Raw genomic sequence first — 21,191 nt, forward strand, 5'->3', positions numbered from 1 at the left:
TTTTATTGCTAACAACTACAGAACGTGATGCCAGACGGATTTTGGCACGCAGCCGAGATCGAACAAGCGTCCGCCGGATGCCAACTCAGCCCGCCGATGGTCCGCCGCACGATACATGTTGATGATTTCCTGACTGTCTGTCAGAGAATAATTGAGGTGATCAAAGAGTTTTTCCAGACTTTCTGTTGAGCTGACTTTCCTGAATTTGAGCAAATAGTCATTAACGGTCATGGTGATTGGTCTAATAGTTATGTGGTTGAGATGACTAAGTATATTCAAGCAAGAAAGCCTGTCTAGAGGGCGATGTAATAAAGTCCGCTTATTTTTCAACAACAAACAAATGAAAATGAAAAATAACGGATTGACAGAAAAATGTTATGGCGTTTCGGGCAATGTCGGGCGACAGGGGGAGGGAAAATCAAAACGTGGGATGGCGAATACCGATAAAGAGGCAGATTGTTCACGGACGATTAATCCATAGACAATCTGCCCCTGAGAGCGGGCTTAGCGGCTACAAAGTTTGTAATACACCTCGTTCCAGCGCACCGCATCTTTGAATTCGTGGAGTCGGGTTTCGTTGTCGATCACCAGCAGTTCAATGTTCTGCATCTCGGCGTAGAGCCGCATGTGTTCGAGATCCAACGCCTGACTAAAGACGGTGTGGTGCGCACCGCCAGCCAGAATCCAGGCTTCGGCCGCCACTTCCAGCGACGGTTGCGCTTTCCAGATGGCTCGGGCAACCGGCAGTTTCGGCAACGGGCGTGGCTGTTCGATGGTATCGACCAGATTAACCAGCATTCTGAAACGGTCGCCCATGTCGATCACGCTGGCGTTGAGGGACGGCCCAGCCGGCGTTGAGAAAATCAAACGGGCAGGGTCGGCTTTTCCGCCAATGCCCAGGTATTGCGCATCCAGAATCGGTTTCTGCTCTTTCGCAATCGTCGGGCAAACTTCCAGCATGTGGGAACCGACGACCAGATCGTTACCGTTCTGGAAGTTATAGGTGTAGTCCTCCATGAAGGACGTACCGCCCGACAGCCCGCCCGCCATCACTTTCATAATGCGCAGCAGCGCGGCGGTTTTCCAGTCGCCTTCGCCACCAAAACCATAGCCTTGCTGCATTAGACGCTGTACCGCCAGACCCGGCAGCTGTTTCAAGCCGTACAGGTTTTCAAAATCGGTGGTGAACGCCTGATAGCCGCCCTGTTCCAGAAAGCGTTTCATTCCGAGTTCAATCTGTGCCGCATCCAGCAGATTCTGGCGGTTAGCCCCGTTGAGTTTCACCGCATCTGTTAACTGGTAGCTGGCTTCGTACTCTTCGACCAGCGCATCGATATCGCCTTTGGAGACGGCATCAACCACGGCGGTTAAATCGCCCAGACCCCAGGCGCTGACGGAGTAGCCGAACTGGATCTGCGCGCCGACTTTATCGCCTTCGGTGACGGCGACTTCACGCATGTTGTCGCCAAAGCGCGCCACCTTCAGCTGTTTGCTTTCCTGAATGGCAGCGGCAACCCGCATCCATTTGCCAATACGGGCATGGGCGTTCTTATCCTGCCAGTGGCCGACGACAACCTGATGCGCCTGCCGCATCCGAGCACCGATGAAGCCAAATTCACGTCCACCGTGCGCCGTCTGGTTCAGGTTCATGAAATCCATGTCCATGGTGTCCCACGGCACTTCGGCATTGAACTGGGTGTGGAATTGCAACAGCGGTTTACTGAGTACGCTCAGGCCGCCGATCCACATTTTGGCTGGAGAGAAGGTATGCAGCCAGGTCAGCAGGCCGATACAGTTATCCTGATAGTTGGCATCGCGACACAACGCCAGAATTTCGTCCGGCGTTTTCACCAGCGGCTTCAGCACCAGCTTAACCGGCAGGTTGGCCTGTTGATTCAATCCGGCGACGACTTTTTCCGCGTTCTCTTTTACCTGACGTAACGTTTCCGGCCCGTAGAGATGCTGGCTACCGATGACGAACCAGACTTCAAGCTGCTTAAAATGATCCATGATGACTCCTGTAACGTGATCCCCAGAGGGATAAAAATTAGTTTTTTGCCGTAGACGCTGGGCTATAGGCCGGTTCCGCAAGGCGGCACCACTGCTGATAGCGCTCATAAAGCTGCTGATAACGGGCAACGCGCTGGCTGTCTGGCATTAAGGTGCGCTCTATACCGCTGGCCATATGCTGCTGTGCCGTTGGGATATCGCCGTGAACGCCAGCGGCGACGGCGGCAAAGATCGCCGCGCCAAGTGCACAGCACTGATCGGAGGCGACGATCTGCAAAGGACGATTCATCACGTCGGTACACACTTGCATGATGACGGGGGATTTCCGCGCGATGCCGCCCAGCGCCAGCACGTTCTCGACGGGAACGCCCTGATCTTCAAAGCACTCCATAATCGCGCGTGCGCCAAAGGCCGTGGCAGCAATGAAACCGCCGAACAGCGTGGGGGCATCGGTGCCCAGATTGAGATCGGTAATCACGCCTTTGAGTCGCTGATTGGCGAACGGCGTTCTGCGACCGTTGAACCAGTCCAGCACGATCGGCAGGTGATCCAACGTGGGGTTCTCTGCCCAGCTGTGAGTCAGTCGCTCCAGCAGTTTGGCTTCCATCGCCTGTAATGACGTTTTGAGTTCAGGATGGTCTTTCGCTGCTTCCTGCAACGACCAGCCCAGCAGCCGTCCAAACCAGGCGTACATATCACCAAAAGCGGACTGCCCGGCTTCGAGACCGATATAACCGGGAACAACGCTGCCGTCGACCTGCCCACAGATACCGGCGATGGTGCGATCGGCAATGCGTGCGTCGTCGGCGATCAGAATGTCGCAGGTAGAAGTGCCAATCACTTTGACCAGCGTATAAGGCTGTGCGCCCGCGCCGACGGTGCCAACGTGACAGTCAAACGCGCCGCCCGCCAGAATGACCGTTTCGGGGATGCCGAGCCGCTGCGCCCATTCTGCGGTGATGGTGCCGACTGGTTGTTCGGCGGTCCAGGTATCGGTAAATAGCGGGTATTGCAATGTCTCGGTCAAGCAGGGATCGAGTGCGTGCAAGAAGTCTTTCGGCGGCAATCCGCCCCAGCTCGGGTGCCAGAGTGATTTGTGTCCGGCGCTGCACCGGCCACGGCGAATATCGGCAGGTGCTTGCGTGCCGGAAAGCAGGGCGGGCACCCAGTCACACAGTTCGATCCAGGAAACGGCGGCCTGACGCACGGCTTTATCGTCGCGCGAGACATGCAGGATCTTGGCCCAGAACCACTCAGACGAGTAAACGCCGCCGATATAACGAGTGTAATCCGGGAACTGGCCGCTCCGGCACAGCGCGTTGATGGCTTCTGCTTCTTCTATTGCCGTGTGGTCTTTCCACAGCACGAACATCGCATTGGGGTTGTCGGTAAACTCGGGGCGTAGCGCCAGGATCTGACCTTGCTCATCAATCGGCGCGGGGGTTGACCCGGTTGAATCCACGCCAATACCGATGATGCTCTTCCGCTGTTCGTCCGTCAGGCGGGAAACCACGACCTTAACCGCCTGCTCCAGCGATTCGATGTAGTCCAGCGGGTGGTGTCGGAACTGGTTGTTGGCAGGCTGACAATATTTCCCCTCGCGCCAGCGGGGATAGTAGACCACTTCTGTTTCCAACTCTTGCCCGCTTTGGCAGTCAACGGCTAAGGCGCGTACCGAATCACTGCCGAAGTCGAGACCAATCGTAATAGCGCCCGCACTCATGCTTTGCTCCTCATTAATCCCAGATCGTTGCTGTTTACGATGGCAGGGATAACGAGAGGTGGTGAGGAGCGGTTAGCTGGAAGTATGTATTTTTCTGTCGCCAGCAGCCATTTTGTGAAGCGGGTCAAAGGTTAATGATTGGTTAAATTCGCTAAATGTATGCACAAACCTGTCATTGTTCCGGACTGTGATAAAGCTCTACATTCTTGCCGGGAATAACGACTAAAACATAAAGCGTCTGAATGCTACTGAGTAAAGGAATCGTGCTAAGTCTGTGTTTTTCCTTTATCCAGACCGGAAATACCCTACCAGGAACTCGAACTCGTTTCAGCGTTGCTGACGAATGAAAAGATAATTACACCGGAGAACATCATGCATAAATTCACTAAGGCGCTGGCAGCAATCGGGTTGGCTGCTGTTATGTCACAATCAGCTATGGCAGAGAACTTAAAGCTGGGCTTTCTGGTTAAACAGCCGGAAGAACCCTGGTTCCAGACAGAATGGAAATTCGCTGATAAAGCAGGAAAAGACCTTGGTTTTGATGTGATAAAAATCGCGGTTCCCGATGGTGAAAAGACCCTGAATGCGATCGACAGTCTGGCGGCCAGTGGCGCGAAAGGTTTCGTTATCTGTACGCCGGATCCGAAGTTGGGGCCAGCGATTATGGCGAAAGCGCGCAGCTACGATCTGAAAGTGATCGCGGTTGATGACCAGTTCGTGAATGCCAAAGGCCAGCCGATGGATACCGTGCCGTTGGTGATGATGGCGGCCACCAAAATTGGCGAGCGTCAGGGGCAGGAACTGTATAAAGAGATGAACAAACGCGGCTGGAAAGTAGAGGAAACCGCCGTGATGGCGATTACCGCTGATGAGCTGGACACCGCACGTCGCCGTACGACGGGCTCCATGGACGCGCTGAAAACCGCAGGATTCCCGGAAAAACAGATCTACAAAGTACCGACCAAATCTAACGATATCCCCGGTGCGTTTGACGCCGCTAACTCCATGTTGGTTCAGCACCCTGGCGTGAAAAACTGGCTGATTATCGGCATGAACGACAACACCGTGCTGGGTGGCGTACGTGCAACGGAAGGTCAGGGCTTTAAAGCGGACAACGTGATTGGGATCGGTATCAACGGCGTGGATGCAGTCAGCGAGTTGTCCAAAGATAAGGCAACAGGCTTCTTTGGTTCACTGCTGCCGAGCCCGGATATTCACGGTTACAAGAGTATCCAGATGCTGAATGACTGGGTCACCAAAGGCGTGGAGCCGGAGAAATTCACCGAAGTGACCGACGTGGTGCTGATCACTCGTGACAACTTTAAGGTCGAACTGGAGAAAAAAGGCCTGATGTAATCACGCCTGATTTCGTAAAGACGCGGATAACGCCGGTCAGCATGACGCTGGTCGACGTTATCCTGATCGAAGTTATCCGCGCTCTACCTGCATCGTTATGAGGAAACAGACATGACAGCACAGTCACCCTATTTGTCGTTTCATGGGATTGGTAAAGAATTTCCCGGTGTTAAGGCGCTTTCGGATATCAGTTTTTCCTGCCATGCCGGCCAGATCCATGCATTGATGGGGGAAAACGGAGCGGGCAAGTCGACGCTGTTAAAGATCCTGAGCGGTAACTATTCACCGTCAGCGGGCGAAATTCATATTCAGGGCAAGCCCGTGCAGTTCAACAACACGATGGATGCCCTGAATGCGGGCGTTGCCATCATTTATCAGGAACTGCATCTGGTGCCGGAAATGACGGTCGCCGAGAACATCTATTTAGGTCAACTGCCGCATAAATACGGCATGGTGAACTATTCGCTGCTGCGCTATGAAGCCAAACTTCAGTTGCAGCATCTGGGATTGGATATCGATCCTGATACCCCGCTGAAATACCTGTCTATCGGGCAGTGGCAGATGGTAGAAATCGCCAAGGCGCTGGCCCGTAACGCCAAAATTATTGCTTTTGATGAGCCGACTAGTTCGCTGTCTGCCCGTGAAATCGAGCAGCTTTTCCGCGTGATTACGGAATTGCGCAGTGAAGGCCGGGTCATTTTGTACGTTTCGCACCGGATGGAAGAAATTTTTGCGCTGAGCGATGCCATTACCGTGTTTAAAGATGGCCGCTATGTGCGCACGTTCGACGATATGCAGCAGGTTAACCATGAGTCGCTGGTACAGGCGATGGTAGGGCGTAACCTGGGGGATATCTATGGCTATACGCCGCGTCCGCACGGCGAAGAGCGTTTGACGCTGAAAGACGTAAAAGCGCCGGGCGTGAAATCCACGGTTTCCCTGAACGTGAAGCAGGGGGAAATTGTCGGGCTATTTGGTCTAGTGGGGGCTGGCCGCAGCGAACTGATGAAAGGGCTGTTTGGCGCGACCAAAATCACCAGCGGTCAGGTGTTGTTGGATGGCAAACCGCTGGTGGTGAATTCTCCGATTGATGCGATTCGCCAGGGCGTGATGCTTTGCCCGGAAGATCGCAAGGCGGACGGCATCATTCCGGTGCACTCGGTGCGTGACAACATCAATATCAGCGCAAGGCGCAAGAGCCTGAAAGCCGGTTTTATTATTAATAATCAGTGGGAAGCTGATAACGCCTCGAAGCGCATTGCGGCGTTGAACATCAAAACGCCGTCCGATGAACAGCTGATTATGAATCTTTCCGGGGGAAACCAGCAGAAAGCCATTCTTGGCCGCTGGCTGTCCGAAGAGATGAAGGTCATTTTGCTCGATGAACCTACGCGCGGCATCGACGTCGGCGCGAAGCACGAAATTTATCATGTCATCTATGAACTGGCGAATCAGGGGATCGCGGTGCTGTTTGCCTCCAGCGATTTACCAGAAGTGCTTGGGCTGGCCGACCGGATTATCGTCATGCGCGAAGGTGCCGTTTCCGGCGAATTGCTGCACGCCGATGCCACAGAGCAGCAGGTGCTCAGTCTGGCTATGTTACGAACCCCCGATATCGAATCTGCGGTTGCTTGACCGCGAAGGAGCAAAATAATGTCAACGGTTACGTCTGCAACCTCAGAAAAGAAGAAAAACGGTATGGGATTATCCCGCATTTGGGATAACTACGGCATGCTGGTGGTGTTTGCCGTGCTGTTTCTTGGCTGCGCGATTTTCGTCCCGAACTTCGCCTCATTTATCAATATGAAAGGGCTGGGGCTGGCGATCTCCATGTCCGGCATGGTGGCCTGCGGGATGCTGTTCTGTCTGGCTTCCGGTGACTTTGACCTGTCGGTCGCGTCCATCATTGCCTGTGCTGGCGTGGCGACGGCGGTGGTGATCAATATCAGTGAAAGTCTGTGGATCGGCGTCAGTGCTGGGCTGCTGCTGGGTGTGGCGTTCGGCTTGCTCAATGGTTTCGTGATTGCCCGTCTGAAGATTAACGCGCTGATCACGACGCTGGCGACGATGCAGATTGCGCGCGGCCTGGCGTACATCATTTCCGATGGTAAAGCGGTAGGGATTGAAGATGAGCGCTTCTTCGAACTGGGCTATGCCAACTGGCTGGGTTTGCCCGCGCCAATCTGGATCACCATCGGCTGCATGATTCTGTTTGGCCTGTTGCTGAACAAAACCACCTTTGGCCGTAATACGCTGGCGATTGGGGGCAATGAAGAGGCGGCGCGTCTGGCCGGGGTACCGGTGGTACGTACCAAGATCATCATTTTCGCCTTGTCCGGTCTGGTATCGGCGGCGGCAGGGATCATTCTGGCATCGCGCATGACCAGCGGCCAGCCGATGACCTCCATCGGGTATGAGCTGATCGTGATTTCTGCCTGTGTGCTGGGTGGTGTGTCGCTGAAAGGCGGGATTGGTAAAATTTCCTACGTGGTGGCTGGCGTGCTGATTTTGGGTACGGTGGAGAACGCGATGAACCTGCTGAATATCTCGCCGTTTGCCCAGTATGTGGTGCGCGGTCTGATTCTGCTGGCGGCGGTTATCTTCGACCGCTACAAACAGCTGGCGAAGAAAACGGTATAAATGCCCGTGCGGCAGGTAAGAACCTGCCGCTTTCTCTCATAATTAGCGTGTACCGGAGGCTCGATGTATCACCGTATGGCGCATGAATCTCAGCCTAATCCGCTGCTGCCGGGATATTCGTTCAACGCTTACCTTGTGGCTGGCATGACGCCGATTCTGGCAGAAGGGCCGCTCGACTTCTTTATCGATCGTCCCGATGGGATGAAAGGCTACATCATTAACCTCACCATGAAAGGACAAGGTCAGGTCTTTGATGGTGATGAGACCTTTTTTTGTAATCCCGGTGACCTGCTGTTGTTCCCGCCGAAATCGAAGCATTTTTATGGTCGATCGCCGAGCAGCGATTGCTGGTATCACCGCTGGGTCTATTTTCGCCCGCGCGCCTACTGGGCCGACTGGCTGGAATGGCATACCAAAAGCAGCGGCATTGGTCGCATGAGCCTGCCGAATAACCAACTGCTGCTGGAATTCGACAGGCTATTTGCCAATATCGAGCAGACGCAGCGTTCCGGACGTCGTTTTTCCGAAGAGTTGGGTATGAATCTGCTGGAGCGTCTGTTGCTCCGCGCGATGGAAGAAGATCCGCAAAGCCCGCAGAAGATCATGGATCCACGCGTGATAGAAGCCTGCCAGTTTATTACCAGCAATCTGGCCGGAGAGCTGCGTATTGATGAAGTGGCGCGGCACGTTTGCCTGTCGCCGTCGCGGCTGGCGCATCTGTTCCGTGAGCAGGTGGGCATTAATATTTTACGCTGGCGTGAAGATCAACGCGTGATTCGCGCCAAGCTGTTATTGCAGACAACGCAGGAGTCTATCGCCAACATTGGTCGCGTGGTGGGGTATGACGATCAGCTGTATTTCTCACGCGTGTTCCGTAAGCGGGTCGGCGTCAGCCCCAGCGATTTCCGTCGTCGCAGCAGTGAAATTAACTATCCGGCGGCCAAAACGCTGCCCGTGGCATGGGGAGAGCGGATGCCCAGCGCCGTGAGCGGCTAACCAATCAGAGCAGGCCAGATTTCCCGACGCTTATCCCTTCCTGCAATCTGCTGGATGACGGGTATATACTAAGTGAGAAATCACAAAGTCAAAATAAGCTAAGGGGAATCGTCATGAGTGAGACCGTTCGTGTTGGGCTGCTGGGCTACGGTTATGCCAGTAAGACATTCCACGCGCCGTTAATTGCCGGTACGGCAGGTATGGAGCTGGTGGCTGTGTCCAGCAGCAGTGCTGAAAAAGTGCATGCAGATTGGGCAAATCTGCGAGTAGAGAAAGATCCTCAGGCGTTATTTAACGATCCCGATATTGACCTCATTGTTATTCCTACCCCCAATGACACGCACTTCCCGCTGGCGAAACAGGCTCTGGAAGCGGGCAAGCATGTCATCGTCGATAAACCTTTTACAGTGACGTTGTCACAAGCATACGATCTGGGTGCGATTGCCGACCGTGTCGGAAAAATGCTTTCTGTTTTCCATAACCGTCGTTGGGACAGCGATTTTCTGACGCTGAAGCAACTGTTGGCGGCGGGAACGTTAGGAAATGTGGTCTATATGGAATCGCATTTCGATCGCTTCCGCCCCGAAGTGCGCCAGCGCTGGCGAGAAGACGGCAGCGAAGGCAGCGGGATTTGGTACGACCTTGGGCCGCACTTGCTGGATCAGGCGCTGGAGCTGTTTGGCTTACCGGTAGCGATTCAGGTGGATATGGCGCAGCTAAGGCCGGGCAGTAAGGCTACAGATTATTTCCACGCGACGCTGATTTACCCGCAACGTCGGGTTGTCCTGCACGCCAGCATGCTGGTGGCGGCGGCTTCTGCACGCTATACCGTGCATGGTACGCGCGGCAGCTTTGTCAAATACGGGCTCGACCCGCAGGAAGATCGTCTGAAAGCAGGTGAACGCCCACCGCTGGCCGACTGGGGACAAGATAAGCACGATGGCGTGCTGACGCTGTCGCGCGATGGTATAACGGCAGAACAAACCATCGCCACGATTCCGGGTAATTATCCGGCTTACTATGCGGCAGTGCGCGATGCGCTGCTCGGCAAGGGGGAAAACCCCGTCAGCGTGCATCAGGCGATTCAGGTGATGGAACTGATCGAGCTAGGGCTGCTTTCCCACGAGCAGAAAAAAGCCATCACGGTGAAAAATAGCTAGATTTACTGCGTTTTATTCCAGATAGTTAATGGTTTGTTTAAACAGGCGATCTTAGGATCGTCCTAGACTGCTGAGAAAATCAATCGAACGGTGATAATGGTCGAGGGTAAAATGCGGTACAACGTCTTTTACGCTCGATTTACGATGTTCAGAAGGCGCTTCTGATGCCTTTATCTCATTACCACTGTTTTCTGTCTGTAAACAGATTTATCGGCTCAGATTTCTAGATTCACATTTAGTCATAGATAACTTTGGGCGATCTTCGGATCGCCCGTCTTGTTAGGGTGTTCATTCGGCTGATAACAGACTAGGGGAAAGGTGTTGGGCATGGGGTGGTTACAACGGTTACGCATTGATAAGTTCTTATTGGTTCTGATTCTGGTGGTGGTGACGGCGTCGATTCTTCCTGCTGAAGGCTCCGTGAAGGTTTTCTTTGAGCACCTGACAACCGCGGCGATTGCTCTGCTGTTCTTTATGCACGGTGCGAAGCTATCGCGTGAAGCGATTACCACCGGCATGGGGCACTGGCGTTTGCATCTGGTGGTATTTGCCAGCACGTTTATTCTGTTCCCGCTGCTGGGAATAGGCATGAGCCTGCTGTCGCCAGTTGTGCTGACGCCAACCTTGTATCTGGGGTTCCTCTATCTGTGTGCGCTACCGGCGACAGTGCAGTCGGCGATTGCTTATACCTCAATGGCCGGTGGTAACGTCGCAGCGGCGATTTGTAGCGCTTCGGCATCCAGTATTTTGGGCGTATTTCTCTCGCCGATTCTGGTCGGTTTGCTGATGCATACGCAAGGGGGAGAAACGGATACGCTGCACGCTATTGGCTCTATTATCATGCAGTTAATGGTGCCTTTCGTGATTGGTCATCTGTCTCGTCCGTTGATTGCCAAGTGGGTTGAACGTAACCGTAAGCTGATTAATATTACTGACCGGTCATCGATTCTTTTGGTGGTGTATGTCGCCTTCAGCGAAGCGGTTGTGCAGGGGATTTGGGGACAGATCAATGTCTGGTCATTGCTCGCCGTCGTCGGCTGTTCGATAGTGTTGCTAGCGATTGTTCTGGTGGTGAATACGCTGGTTGCCCGTAAGATGGGCTTTAATACCGCCGATGAAATCACCATCGTATTCTGCGGTTCGAAGAAGAGCTTGGCGAATGGGATCCCGATGGCAAACGTGCTGTTTCCTGCAGCCGCCGTCGGTGCGATGGTGCTGCCGCTGATGATTTTCCATCAAATTCAACTGATGGTCTGCGCTGCGCTGGCTCAGCGCTATGCCAAGCGGATAAACAAAGAACAGGATACGCCTCGTCAGTAAGAGATTATCGGTCTCTCGCATCATGCAAAACGCCCTCGGTCTTACACAGGCCGAGGGCGTTGTCATTTGTAACAAACACTTGTAACTACACGGAAACACAAAAAATAATCTATTACAGTGATAGTTTCATTGTGGTGTTACTTTTTTGTTGCGTTACGTTATAACAATAGTCGCTCATCGAGAGGTGTTGGCGATAGAGCAAGACACAGTTAATGATAATTATTATTTTGAGATCGAGGGAAATATGTTTAAAAAAACGGTGTTAACTTTAGCGATGTTAGGGACGCTGGCTTCTGCATCTGTGCAGGCTGCTCAGGGTGCACAATGCGTAAAAACCAGTCAAAAAGAGATTGCGTCGTTATTTGACCGTTGGAATGCATCGCTGAAAACGGGCGATGCGAAGCAAGTTGCGAAAAACTATGCGTCAGACGCGGTGCTGCTGCCAACGCTGTCCGATCAACCGCGTACGACTGACGCAGAACGTATTGATTACTTCGAACATTTCCTGGCGAAAAAGCCAGTTGGTAAGATTGACACCAGCACGATCCGCATCGGCTGTAATAAGGCCGTTGATACCGGAACCTACACCTTTACATTCGGTGATGGTAGCGTAGCCAAAGCGCGCTATACCTACACTTACGCTTGGGACGCGAAACAGAAGCAGTGGTTGATTACGTCGCACCACTCCTCAGCAAACCCAAGCAGCTGATCTCTGTAATTTATCTTTAACAATTGCATATCAAGCGGCTAACAAAAGTTAGCCGTTTTTTATGGCTTGGAGATACACGCTACTGTGTGGCACCGCGTTTACGCAGAACCTTTTCACGCAGCAGCTGCTTTTCCTGCTCGCTGATAAACGCAATGTTCAGGCCATTTTCCTGCGCTTTGCGAGTTTCTACCGCTGTCAGGCCGGCAAGTGGGGCCGCGACTTCATATTCGTGACGGATCTCTATGCCCTGAACGGCAGGATCGTCCGTGTTGATGGTGGCGGGGATTTCATAGCGCAGGAAGTGGACGAGCGGGTGCTTATCCAGTGATTCCACGGTGCTGGTTTGAATGTTAGAGGTCAGGCAGGATTCAATGCCGATCCCATGCTCCGCCATGTGTGTCATCAGGCGAGGATCGATAATGGCGGTGACGCCGTGTCCGATGCGCTCGGCACCCAGATGGTTAATCGCCTGCCAAATACTTTCCGGCCCGGCCGCTTCACCCGCGTGAACCGTGATGTGCCAGCCGGCATCGCGGGCTTGCCGGAAATGCGAAGTAAACTGCGCACCGGGGTAACCCAATTCATCACCTGCCAGATCGAGCGCAACGATGCGATCGCGCTGGGACAGCAGGGCGTCCAGCTCTTGCTGGCAGGCTTCGGTGCCGAATGTCCGACTCATGATGCCAATCAGACGGATATCGGTATCGAAATCACGGCTGCCTGCGGTAATGCCATCGATCACCGCTTCAACCACGCCAGCAATCGGCAGCTTATGATTCATCGCCATATAGTAGGGAGAGAAACGCAGTTCTGCGTAATCCAGCCCGGCTTTCATGGCATCTTCAACGTTCTCGTAAGCCACGCGGCGGCAGGCATCCAGTGAACCGAGTACGGCCACACCCCAGTCGAGTTTTTGTAAAAAACTCAGTAAGTCAGGTTCGTTTTTGGTGACCTGAACGTGAGGTCGGAGTGCGTCAAGATCGTGGGCAGGTAACGCTATATTGTACTGGCGCCCTAGGTCCAGAATACTCTGGGCGCGGATATTACCATCTAAATGGCGGTGGATATCCGTCAACGGCAGGAGTGAATCAATCATAATGTTATTGTCTGATTACTGTTTTTCGTACGACAAAGTATAAAAAGAAATCGTGGTAAATAGCCAACGGTTACCGCCGAAACTCAGCCACTCTGAACAATCATTGAGCAAAAACAACCTGTTATTGTTTTTCCTGCCCCATAGAACGGGCGTTCAACTTAGGGATTACCCGGATATAAATGAGTTCACTGAGCAATTCTACTAACGTTTGGCTGACGATCACGGCCGGAAGTAGCGGCAGTGCGCCCGGGATTGCCAACGCCAGCGGCAGAATAACCAGAGAGTTGCGCGTGCTGGCGCTAAAAGCGACGGCGCGCCCGCCAGCCGAATCTAACCGGAATAGTTGGCTAGTGAACCAGCCGAGCAGCGGTGCCAGCAGCGCGAAGAGCAGGTAAAACGGCACCGCGAGTAACACCGACGCCCAGGTGGTGCGCAGTTGGGGAATGACCGCCGCAACGACGATAAACAGCACCAGAGCGGTAGCCGGAACGGGAAGATAGCCTAATGCATCCGCAAATGTCGACATCGTGCGCCGCCGCGCCGCTAGCGATTGCAGAAACGCGGCCAGCGCTAAAGGCAAGGCAATCAGCCAGATAAAGGCATCGATAAAGGGCGCAAAGGCGATGAGTCCGGCGGCGTCGTGGCCGAGAAATAGCGTCAGGTAGAAGGGCAAGACCAGCATTTGCAGCAACAGTAAAATAGGCGTTGCGGCCAACAGGCGGGCGGCATCTGCGCGCCCCAGGTGCGCGAATGTCACCACGTAGTCAATACAGGGGGCGAGTAACACCAATATGATGCCCAATTTCACCAGTGGGGCGGCGGGGAGAAAGGGCAACAGCGCTGCAACCAGCAAGGGAATCACGATGAAGTTGGCAGTCAGCAACGCGCCGATGAATCTGACCTGAGTGATGCTCTTTCCGATCGTGGTCAGCGGCACTTGCAGGAACGTGACAAACAGCATCAGTGCCAGCACTGGATTAATCACGACATCCAGTTGCTCCGTTCCTGGCAGCACCAGAGCTGTTGCCACTGCCGCGATCACGGCAACAAAATAGATCGCGGCCTGATGGGCTTCCATGAAGGGTTTCAACGCGGACATGGTGTTATCTCAAAATCAAACTGGAGAGGTAGGGCAGGAAAAACGGTGGCGGCAAGTGCGGCCACCGTGTGTTTTAGCACGTCATACGATGTGCTGACTTATTGCGCCGGTGGTGTGACGGGTTCTTCCTGTGCGCCAGGCAGAGACTCTTCACCTTGTTCCGTTGGAACGGAGAAATACGGTGCGATGAAATCAGCCAGTGCTATTTTGTTGCCGTTGAAATCAATTTGACCATCGGCATAGTGCAGTGAACTGGTAATGGCGTTGTCTTTTGTGACGCTCAGTTGGTTACCCTCACCAATCTGGGCCATCATTTCAACCTGTTGTTTCGCCATGTCAGCAAGCTGCTTTTGCTCTTCATCGTTCGCCGGTTTCGGCCCTGCTTGTACCATTAGCTCTGCCAGCATATCCAGCGGAACATTGAGTTTGGCATCGAGTTTTTTGACCGACTGACGAATAATTTTTTCTTCATCCGACAGGGTGGCATCGTTCGCTTTATCTGTGCTCTGCAACGGATCGGTTAAATCCAGCGCCAGCGTGAACGTGCCTTCACCTTTACTGTTTTTCCAACTGATCGGGGAGATCGCAATGCTTGGGTTGCCTTTCAGCAACTGTGGCAGATATTGCAGAACCGACATGGCAACGTCATGCTGATAAGCGTCAGGATCGATAGCGGTCGGATCCTGCAACAGTTTCTGCACTTTTTCCTGATAGGCGGTGAGGAACTGTTTGGTACCCGCGCCGTCAAGCTGTGAAATGGACATGCTGACGTTACCAGAGCCCAGGTTGCGATCGCCAATGATTAACGATCCCAGCGTTACGGACATTTTGCCTGCCAGATTTTTGTCGTCTTCCGTTGCGCTACTTTTCAGGGAGAAATCGTTCAACGTAACGGGATCGCCGCCTTCTACGGTAAACGTCATCGCTTTGAAGGACAGATTACCATCGCCTAAATCAAGATCGAATTTGCCTTTTTGATTGGTGCCTTTGATGGAGAAATCGGTGAGATCGACGTTCTCTGTTTGGCCCCAGGCATTTTTCCTTTCCATCTTCACGCTGCTGATGGTGGTATCCAGCTTACTGCTGCGCAGGTCGTGCCCGATATCCACCAAGGCTTGCGCGCCGCTGAAGGAAAATTTCTGTTCTGGCGACTGATGATCAATAGGGGCCAGCGTAACGAGTGACTGCGTATCACCGCTGTAAGCGACGCGAGTTTCGGCCGTAAAGAACGGCTTATCTTTCGTCAGCTCAAACCAGGCTTTGATGGCGGGTGTGTTGGCCAACTCGGTATGGACAGATGCCATCGCCGGAGCGAGGTTGAATTTCTTGAGCTGTGCTAGCGGGAACGGCCCGTGAGACACGGTTTCGTTGAAGACAAGTTCTTCACCGGGCGCAAGGATCTTCGCGCCTTCTGCTGTGCCTATCGAGCCATCCGCTTGCAGCACATAGGATAGCGTACTGCTGAATACGCCACCCTGGTAGTCGCGATAGACCACTTTCAGGCCCGCGTTCGGGTAGGCTTGCTTGAGCTTGGTATTCAGCGTATCGGTAAAACCATCAATTTGCTGAGCCATCTGTTTGCCGGTGTACCAGGAGGCGCCGGTCCAGACTGCACCCAGAGCAACAATAACGCCTACGGCGACTAACGACTTCTTCATTTTTATTCATCCTTTAGTAAAAAAATGCGCGTTTTCAACGCGAAACGCTGGCAGCTTACCCAGAGATAACTGCGGCGTATGGAACAAGTTATCGGTTAAATACGCGAGCGAGACGCCCCTGTCCCTCAACCGTTATCGGTGACTCACTGGCTGAAATGAAGCAGGACTCTCCCGGACGTAGCGAGATCCGCTGCTCATTTTTTTGCAGGACGGCATCGCCGTCAATACAAAATACAATGGCGGCACTGTTCTGGCTGAGCGTCTGTGGGCTCTGGCTCAGTTCGTGCAGCGAAAAAGCAAAATCCTCAACAGGAATCGGGAAGCTGAGTTCATTACCCTGTCGGTGTGGTGTCGTGAGCAGTTGGTTTGCGGGTTTGGCTTCGAACACGACATTATCCAGTAGCTCTGGAATATCAATGTATTTCGGCGTTAACCCAGCACGCAGCACGTTATCCGAATTCGCCATGACTTCTAATGCTACGCCTTTCAGATAAGCATGCGGCGTTTGTGCAAACAGGAACATGGCTTCGCCGGGTTGAAGCGTAATAACGTTCAGCAGCAGAGGGGAGAACAATCCGCTGTCGTCGGAATAATATTGTGTGATCGCGCGGATGGTCGCCCAAGGCTCGTCATTTTGACTATTTAGCGCGGCCTTCAAGACGCCGAGCGCACGCGATTTTTGCTCACCTTCCATACTCAGCAGGTTGGTGAAGAGCATGGCGAGATTCTTCGCGTCGGGCTGTTGTAAAAAGGCGGTGATTGACGGATGTGCACCGGCAACCGGCTCCAGCAACTGCACAATTTCAGATAATTCCCGGAACCCATTCATGGCCTGAAAGGGCGTTAATGCGTAGACCAATTCCGGTTTGTGATTGGCATCTTTGTAGTTTCTTTCGGCTGCATCGAGCGGGATGCCCGCGGCATTTTCTTTCGCAAAGCCTTGTTCTGCCGACGATTTACTGGGATGAACCTGAATGGAAAGGGGCTGTTCCGCGCACAAGACCTTAAATAAAAAGGGCAATTCGCCAAAACGTTGCGCGATCGTTGCGCCAAGATGGGCGGTCGCGTCTTCGGCAATCACGTCTCGCAGGCTGCGGGTGTTGCCTTTTTCATCAATAATCGCCGAACTGCTTTTAGGATGGGCACCCATCCAAAGTTCTGCCATCGGTAAATCGTTAGGGTTATCAATGCCATATAGCTCAGTTAAGGCGTGCTTGCTGCCCCAGGCGTAGTGCTGGACGCAATTGAGCATTTTTTGCATGTCGGCTCCCTGCTATTACATTAATTGTTAATTTCTGTGATGCTGGCTGTTAATTACCTGAGTGATTATGAATACACTGCATCTTCTTCGCTTCATGGTAATGTTTTATGTAGCGCGATACCAGACAGTGTTAGTAGACCAATAAGCGTGATAAGGCCAGCGAGTGTTATCAGAATAGGCCCAGCGATGTGATTCGATGTCTTCTACTAGTTGAATGTGTATTTTAAGGAGGAAAGGTAATGAGCACGACGCGTAGTGAAAAAGACTCAATGGGACCGATTGATGTTCCTGCTGAACGGTTATGGGGCGCACAAACGCAACGATCGCTGGAACACTTCCGTATTTCTGAAGAGAAAATGCCACGTGCCCTGATTTATGCGCTGGCACAAACCAAACGAGCGGCAGCCCGCGTCAACATGGATCTCACGCTTCTGCCTGCCGATCGGGGAAATGCGATTATTCAGGCGGCGGACGAAGTGTTGGCAGGCCAGCATGCCGAGGAGTTCCCGTTAGCGATCTGGCAGACGGGGTCTGGCACGCAAAGCAATATGAATATGAACGAGGTGTTGGCCAACCGCGCCAGTGAACTGCTGGGGGGAGAGCGGGGCAACAATCGGCTGGTTCACCCCAATGATGATGTCAACAAAAGTCAGAGTTCCAACGACGTCTTCCCGACGGCGATGCATGTCGCGGCCGTAGTGGCGATCAACGAACACCTGATTCCTGAGTTGAAAGCGCTGCACGCCACGCTGGCGTCCAAGGCGGAGCAGTTTAAGGATATCGTCAAGATCGGCCGTACGCATTTACAGGATGCCACGCCACTGACGCTGGGGCAGGAAATCTCCGGCTGGGCCGCGATGTTGCAGCATAATCTGAAGCATATCGAGAACAGCGTGCCGCACATTTGTGAGTTGGCGCTGGGCGGTACTGCTGTCGGAACAGGGCTAAACACGCATCCTGAATACGCGGTGCGCGTGGCGGCGGAACTGGCGAAACTAACCGGTCAGCCGTTTATCACCTCGCCGAATAAATTCGAAGCGCTGGCGACCTGTGATGCGTTGGTTCACGGGCATGGTGCTTTGAAGGGGCTGGCTGCATCGTTAATGAAGATTGCTAACGATGTACGCTGGCTGGCGTCTGGTCCGCGCTGTGGTATCGGCGAGCTGAGTATTCCCGAAAATGAACCGGGTAGTTCCATCATGCCGGGCAAGGTCAACCCGACCCAGTGTGAAGCACTGACGATGCTGTGTTGCCAGGTGATGGGTAACGATGTCGCGGTGAATATCGGCGGGGCGTCTGGTAACTTTGAGCTGAACGTGTATCGCCCTATGGTGATTCATAATTTCCTGCAATCGATTCGTTTGCTGGCTGATGGCATGAAGAGCTTCGATGAGCACTGTGCGGTGGGGATTGAACCGAACCACGATCGCATCACTCAGTTGCTGAACGAATCGCTGATGCTGGTGACCGCGCTCAACACGCATATTGGCTATGACAAAGCAGCAGAAATTGCCAAAAAAGCGCACAAAGAAGGGCTGACGCTGAAGGCGGCTGCGCTCAAACTGAACTACCTCACAGAAGCACAGTTTGATGAGTGGGTTCGACCGGAAGAGATGGTCGGTAGCCTGAAAAAGTAATAGCGCGGTAGTCAGCGTTTTATCCTATAGCCTGCCGGTGTTTACCCGCAGGCTTTTTCTTTTTCATTCCGGTGCATCGGTATACAGGTGCAAACGTGGAATGAGCAGGCGAAGCTCGGCCGCTTTAGGTTTGTGCTTATGCTTGATGTTGTTGGCGTCATAAGGATTGAGTTCGCCGATAATGGGCACGTCGCAGCCATATTCCTGCTGACAAAGCACGAGCAGAGGGGACGGGCAGGGATGCTGAATCTGTTTCTGCTGTTCGGGATACCATACTCGCGCGATGGGCTGCACTTTTACCGGCCGTTTGATTTTCAAAACGGCGTCTTCCGGCAGTGACAATACCGCGTCTCTCTCCTGCTCGACATGCTCAATCCACTGCGCTTTGGTATACGGTGCCGCGTTTTTTGCCGCATTCAGGCTTTTGGTCAGTTTCTCCAATAGCTCCACACGTGTCATGTTCTTGATGATGTGCTTATTCGCCCAGCCAAAGCGGACTGACGCCGGGTTGGTTATGAGCATCAACGAACGATAAGCACTCAGCGTGATCAACCCTTTTAAATGCGTGTGGACGAACTCAAAGCGTTGTTCCGGTTCCAGCCCTGATTCGACGGTAATAATCTGCTCCAGCTCTTTTTTCAGCGCATTAATTTCCGCAATGAGTGAGTCTGCCTGCTGATACTGTATAGCGTTGACGGAAAAACAGAGTGCGCCCGGCAAACGGATCGCGCTTTTGCTGCTGAGCGTTTCTGGATAGTGGTGAATGAAAAGACGCTGAAAATGGGCTAGCCCTTTATCGCGAGCCTCTTGTCCAACGTACTGCGTGACGGCGATATGCTCGATAGGGTCATGCTCCGTTCCTTTTTCCACATGGGGAAGGGAATAGACGCGACCAACTAGCAGCCGATATTCGGCAAACTGTTGTTGCATCAGAGCCAGCTTGGTCTCTAACGTTTGGAAACAGCGGTTCATGCGATCGATTAGCGCGTAGCGATTCATAGTCAGATTTATTTTAGTTACAACATACTTATCTTTATACTGATAAATGAACACTTCAGCAATCGTGATCGTCATTATTTCAAGCAGGGTTGACGGGAACATCGAGGGAGTAGGAAGGTACTACTCGGAGTTTACCTGATTCAGGCAAACTCCGGTAAGAAAGGGGTTTAAAGGCGCTGTTTGAGTATCAGGCTTACTGCCAGCGCGAGAAATAAGAGGGCGCTCAGAAACACGGTGATCCCCATCCAGCCGAATGAATGCCAGAAAAATCCCCCTAGCGTACCGGCCAGACTTGAACCCAGATAGTAAGAAAAGAGATACATTGATGACGCCTGACCTTTCGCGCGCCGCGCCCGTTGGCCAATCCAACTGCTGGCTACCGAATGAGCGGCAAAGAATCCTGCGGTAAAGAGCATCATCCCGCCAAAGATCGCGAATAGCGAGCTTAGTGCCGTCATTCCCAGTCCCGCTAGCATCAGGAGGATCGCAATGCTCAGCACCGGGCCGCGTCCGTAGCGGGCCGTTAATGCTCCGGCTTTCGGCGAGCTGTAACTTCCGGTGAGATAGACGACGGAAAGTAAGCCAACCACCGCCTGGCTGAGTAAATAAGGCGGAGCCAGCAACCGATACCCAATGTAGTTAAACAGGGTAACGAACGCCCCCATCAGCAAAAATCCCTCAAGGAACAGCAGCGGCAAACCCGCGTCGCGCCAGTGCAGTTTGCTGTTCAGCAGCAGCGTTTTCGGGCGCAGCGAACCGGGTCGGAAATGACGTGATTCCGGCAGGATACGCCAGAACGTGATCGCTGCTATGAGTGCCAGTACGCCGATCGTGCCGATAGCAACCCGCCACGGGAAATAGTCCGTTAAAACGCCGCTAACCAGACGTCCGCTCATGCCGCCAATCGAGTTTCCGCTGATATATAACCCCATCGAAAACGCCAGCACGCTGGGGTGAATTTCTTCACTCAGGTAGCTCATGGCAACGGCCGCGACACCGCTTAACGACAAGCCCATCATCGCCCGCATAATCAACACGCCGTTCCAACTGGTCATAAACGCGCAAATGATGGTGCAGATTGCAGCCAGCATTAAGGACACAACCATCACATTCTTACGACCGATTGTGTCGGAGAGTGGGCCGGTGAACAGTAACCCAAACGCGAGCATCACGGTCGATACGGAAAGCGACAGGCTGCTGGTCGCTGGCGAAATACCGAAATCCTGAGATAGCACGGGCAGCAGCGGCTGAACACAATACAGCAGGGCAAACGTCGCTAGCCCGGCAGAAAACAGCGCCAGCGTGACGCGCATAAATTGCGGCGTACCACGCGTGATATAGGGCGTTTTAGCAGAGGATTTCGGGGCAATATCATCCGCATCGTCGGGCGCAGAAATAGGCCAGTCGTTCGGTGCAGAAGATGGCAGGTTACTCACAATAATTCCTTACCAGAAAAGGTAAATCAGGCGTAAAACCACAATGAGAGGATCATAGAAGAGTGATATTATTTTGTATAATATATTAATA

17 protein-coding genes are annotated in these 21,191 nt (G+C 53.1%); 8 read left to right on the top strand and 9 right to left on the bottom strand.

The genetic code is table 11. The features are described 5' to 3' along the window. Window positions 1-15 precede the first annotated feature (15 nt). The 3 genes from ydgT to BUB06_RS01695 form a co-directional block, all read right to left on the bottom strand. Window positions 16-231, bottom strand: coding sequence for a transcription modulator YdgT (gene ydgT / locus BUB06_RS01685; protein ID WP_010296120.1), 216 nt, complete (start codon window positions 229-231; stop codon window positions 16-18). 273 nt (window positions 232-504) lie between these two features. After that, complete coding sequence (araA, locus tag BUB06_RS01690; RefSeq protein ID WP_039473069.1) at window positions 505-2,010, bottom strand: L-arabinose isomerase; 1,506 nt, start codon at window positions 2,008-2,010, stop codon at window positions 505-507. Between the two features lie 37 nt (window positions 2,011-2,047). Then, window positions 2,048-3,733: a ribulokinase gene (locus BUB06_RS01695; protein WP_039473072.1), complete on the bottom strand. Its 1,686-nt coding sequence runs from the start codon at window positions 3,731-3,733 to the stop codon at window positions 2,048-2,050. A gap of 372 nt (window positions 3,734-4,105) precedes the next feature. On the opposite strand from BUB06_RS01695, the gene BUB06_RS01700 reads away from it, so the two are divergent. The 7 genes from BUB06_RS01700 to BUB06_RS01730 all read left to right on the top strand — a co-directional run bounded on the left by BUB06_RS01700 (window position 4,106) and on the right by BUB06_RS01730 (window position 11,914). Beyond that, on the top strand, window positions 4,106-5,089 hold the full coding sequence (locus BUB06_RS01700) for an arabinose ABC transporter substrate-binding protein (protein ID WP_010296113.1): 984 nt from the start codon (window positions 4,106-4,108) through the stop codon (window positions 5,087-5,089). A 111-nt stretch (window positions 5,090-5,200) separates the two neighbouring features. Then, window positions 5,201-6,724, top strand: a complete 1,524-nt coding sequence (gene araG / locus BUB06_RS01705) for an L-arabinose ABC transporter ATP-binding protein AraG (protein ID WP_039473076.1) — start codon at window positions 5,201-5,203, stop codon at window positions 6,722-6,724. 18 nt (window positions 6,725-6,742) lie between these two features. Further along, window positions 6,743-7,729: an L-arabinose ABC transporter permease AraH gene (gene araH, locus BUB06_RS01710; protein WP_010296111.1), complete on the top strand. Its 987-nt coding sequence runs from the start codon at window positions 6,743-6,745 to the stop codon at window positions 7,727-7,729. A gap of 63 nt (window positions 7,730-7,792) precedes the next feature. Then, window positions 7,793-8,725: an arabinose operon transcriptional regulator AraC gene (gene araC / locus BUB06_RS01715; RefSeq protein ID WP_039473079.1), complete on the top strand. Its 933-nt coding sequence runs from the start codon at window positions 7,793-7,795 to the stop codon at window positions 8,723-8,725. A 113-nt stretch (window positions 8,726-8,838) separates the two neighbouring features. Continuing rightward, on the top strand, window positions 8,839-9,885 hold the full coding sequence (locus BUB06_RS01720) for an oxidoreductase (RefSeq protein WP_039473082.1): 1,047 nt from the start codon (window positions 8,839-8,841) through the stop codon (window positions 9,883-9,885). Window positions 9,886-10,212: 327 nt separating this feature from the next. Beyond that, window positions 10,213-11,205 (top strand): bile acid:sodium symporter family protein, encoded by a 993-nt coding sequence (locus BUB06_RS01725; RefSeq protein ID WP_039473085.1) that lies wholly within the window; start codon window positions 10,213-10,215, stop codon window positions 11,203-11,205. 244 nt (window positions 11,206-11,449) lie between these two features. Then, window positions 11,450-11,914, top strand: a complete 465-nt coding sequence (locus tag BUB06_RS01730) for an SgcJ/EcaC family oxidoreductase (protein WP_039473088.1) — start codon at window positions 11,450-11,452, stop codon at window positions 11,912-11,914. Between the two features lie 79 nt (window positions 11,915-11,993). Here the strand turns inward: BUB06_RS01730 and add are convergent, their stop codons facing one another. The 4 genes from add to manA all read right to left on the bottom strand — a co-directional run bounded on the left by add (window position 11,994) and on the right by manA (window position 17,028). Beyond that, the gene (add, locus tag BUB06_RS01735; protein ID WP_039473091.1) at window positions 11,994-13,010 is read right to left on the bottom strand and encodes an adenosine deaminase; all 1,017 of its coding nucleotides are present in this window, start codon (window positions 13,008-13,010) and stop codon (window positions 11,994-11,996) included. Window positions 13,011-13,131: 121 nt separating this feature from the next. Next, window positions 13,132-14,109, bottom strand: a complete 978-nt coding sequence (locus tag BUB06_RS01740; protein ID WP_039473093.1) for a bile acid:sodium symporter — start codon at window positions 14,107-14,109, stop codon at window positions 13,132-13,134. Window positions 14,110-14,207: 98 nt separating this feature from the next. Next, on the bottom strand, window positions 14,208-15,767 hold the full coding sequence (locus tag BUB06_RS01745) for a YdgA family protein (protein ID WP_039473094.1): 1,560 nt from the start codon (window positions 15,765-15,767) through the stop codon (window positions 14,208-14,210). 88 nt (window positions 15,768-15,855) lie between these two features. Then, window positions 15,856-17,028, bottom strand: coding sequence for a mannose-6-phosphate isomerase (gene manA / locus BUB06_RS01750; RefSeq protein WP_039473096.1), 1,173 nt, complete (start codon window positions 17,026-17,028; stop codon window positions 15,856-15,858). Window positions 17,029-17,267: 239 nt separating this feature from the next. Between manA and fumC the strand changes: the two genes are divergently transcribed. Further along, window positions 17,268-18,665: a class II fumarate hydratase gene (gene fumC / locus BUB06_RS01755; protein WP_039473098.1), complete on the top strand. Its 1,398-nt coding sequence runs from the start codon at window positions 17,268-17,270 to the stop codon at window positions 18,663-18,665. A gap of 63 nt (window positions 18,666-18,728) precedes the next feature. Here the strand turns inward: fumC and tus are convergent, their stop codons facing one another. Beyond that, on the bottom strand, window positions 18,729-19,664 hold the full coding sequence (gene tus, locus BUB06_RS01760; RefSeq protein ID WP_039473357.1) for a DNA replication terminus site-binding protein: 936 nt from the start codon (window positions 19,662-19,664) through the stop codon (window positions 18,729-18,731). A gap of 167 nt (window positions 19,665-19,831) precedes the next feature. Continuing rightward, window positions 19,832-21,100, bottom strand: a complete 1,269-nt coding sequence (locus BUB06_RS01765; RefSeq protein WP_080726788.1) for an MFS transporter — start codon at window positions 21,098-21,100, stop codon at window positions 19,832-19,834. Window positions 21,101-21,191: the final 91 nt, after the last annotated feature.

It is taken from the genome of Pectobacterium carotovorum (genome assembly GCF_900129615.1).
Classification (GTDB): domain Bacteria; phylum Pseudomonadota; class Gammaproteobacteria; order Enterobacterales; family Enterobacteriaceae; genus Pectobacterium; species Pectobacterium carotovorum.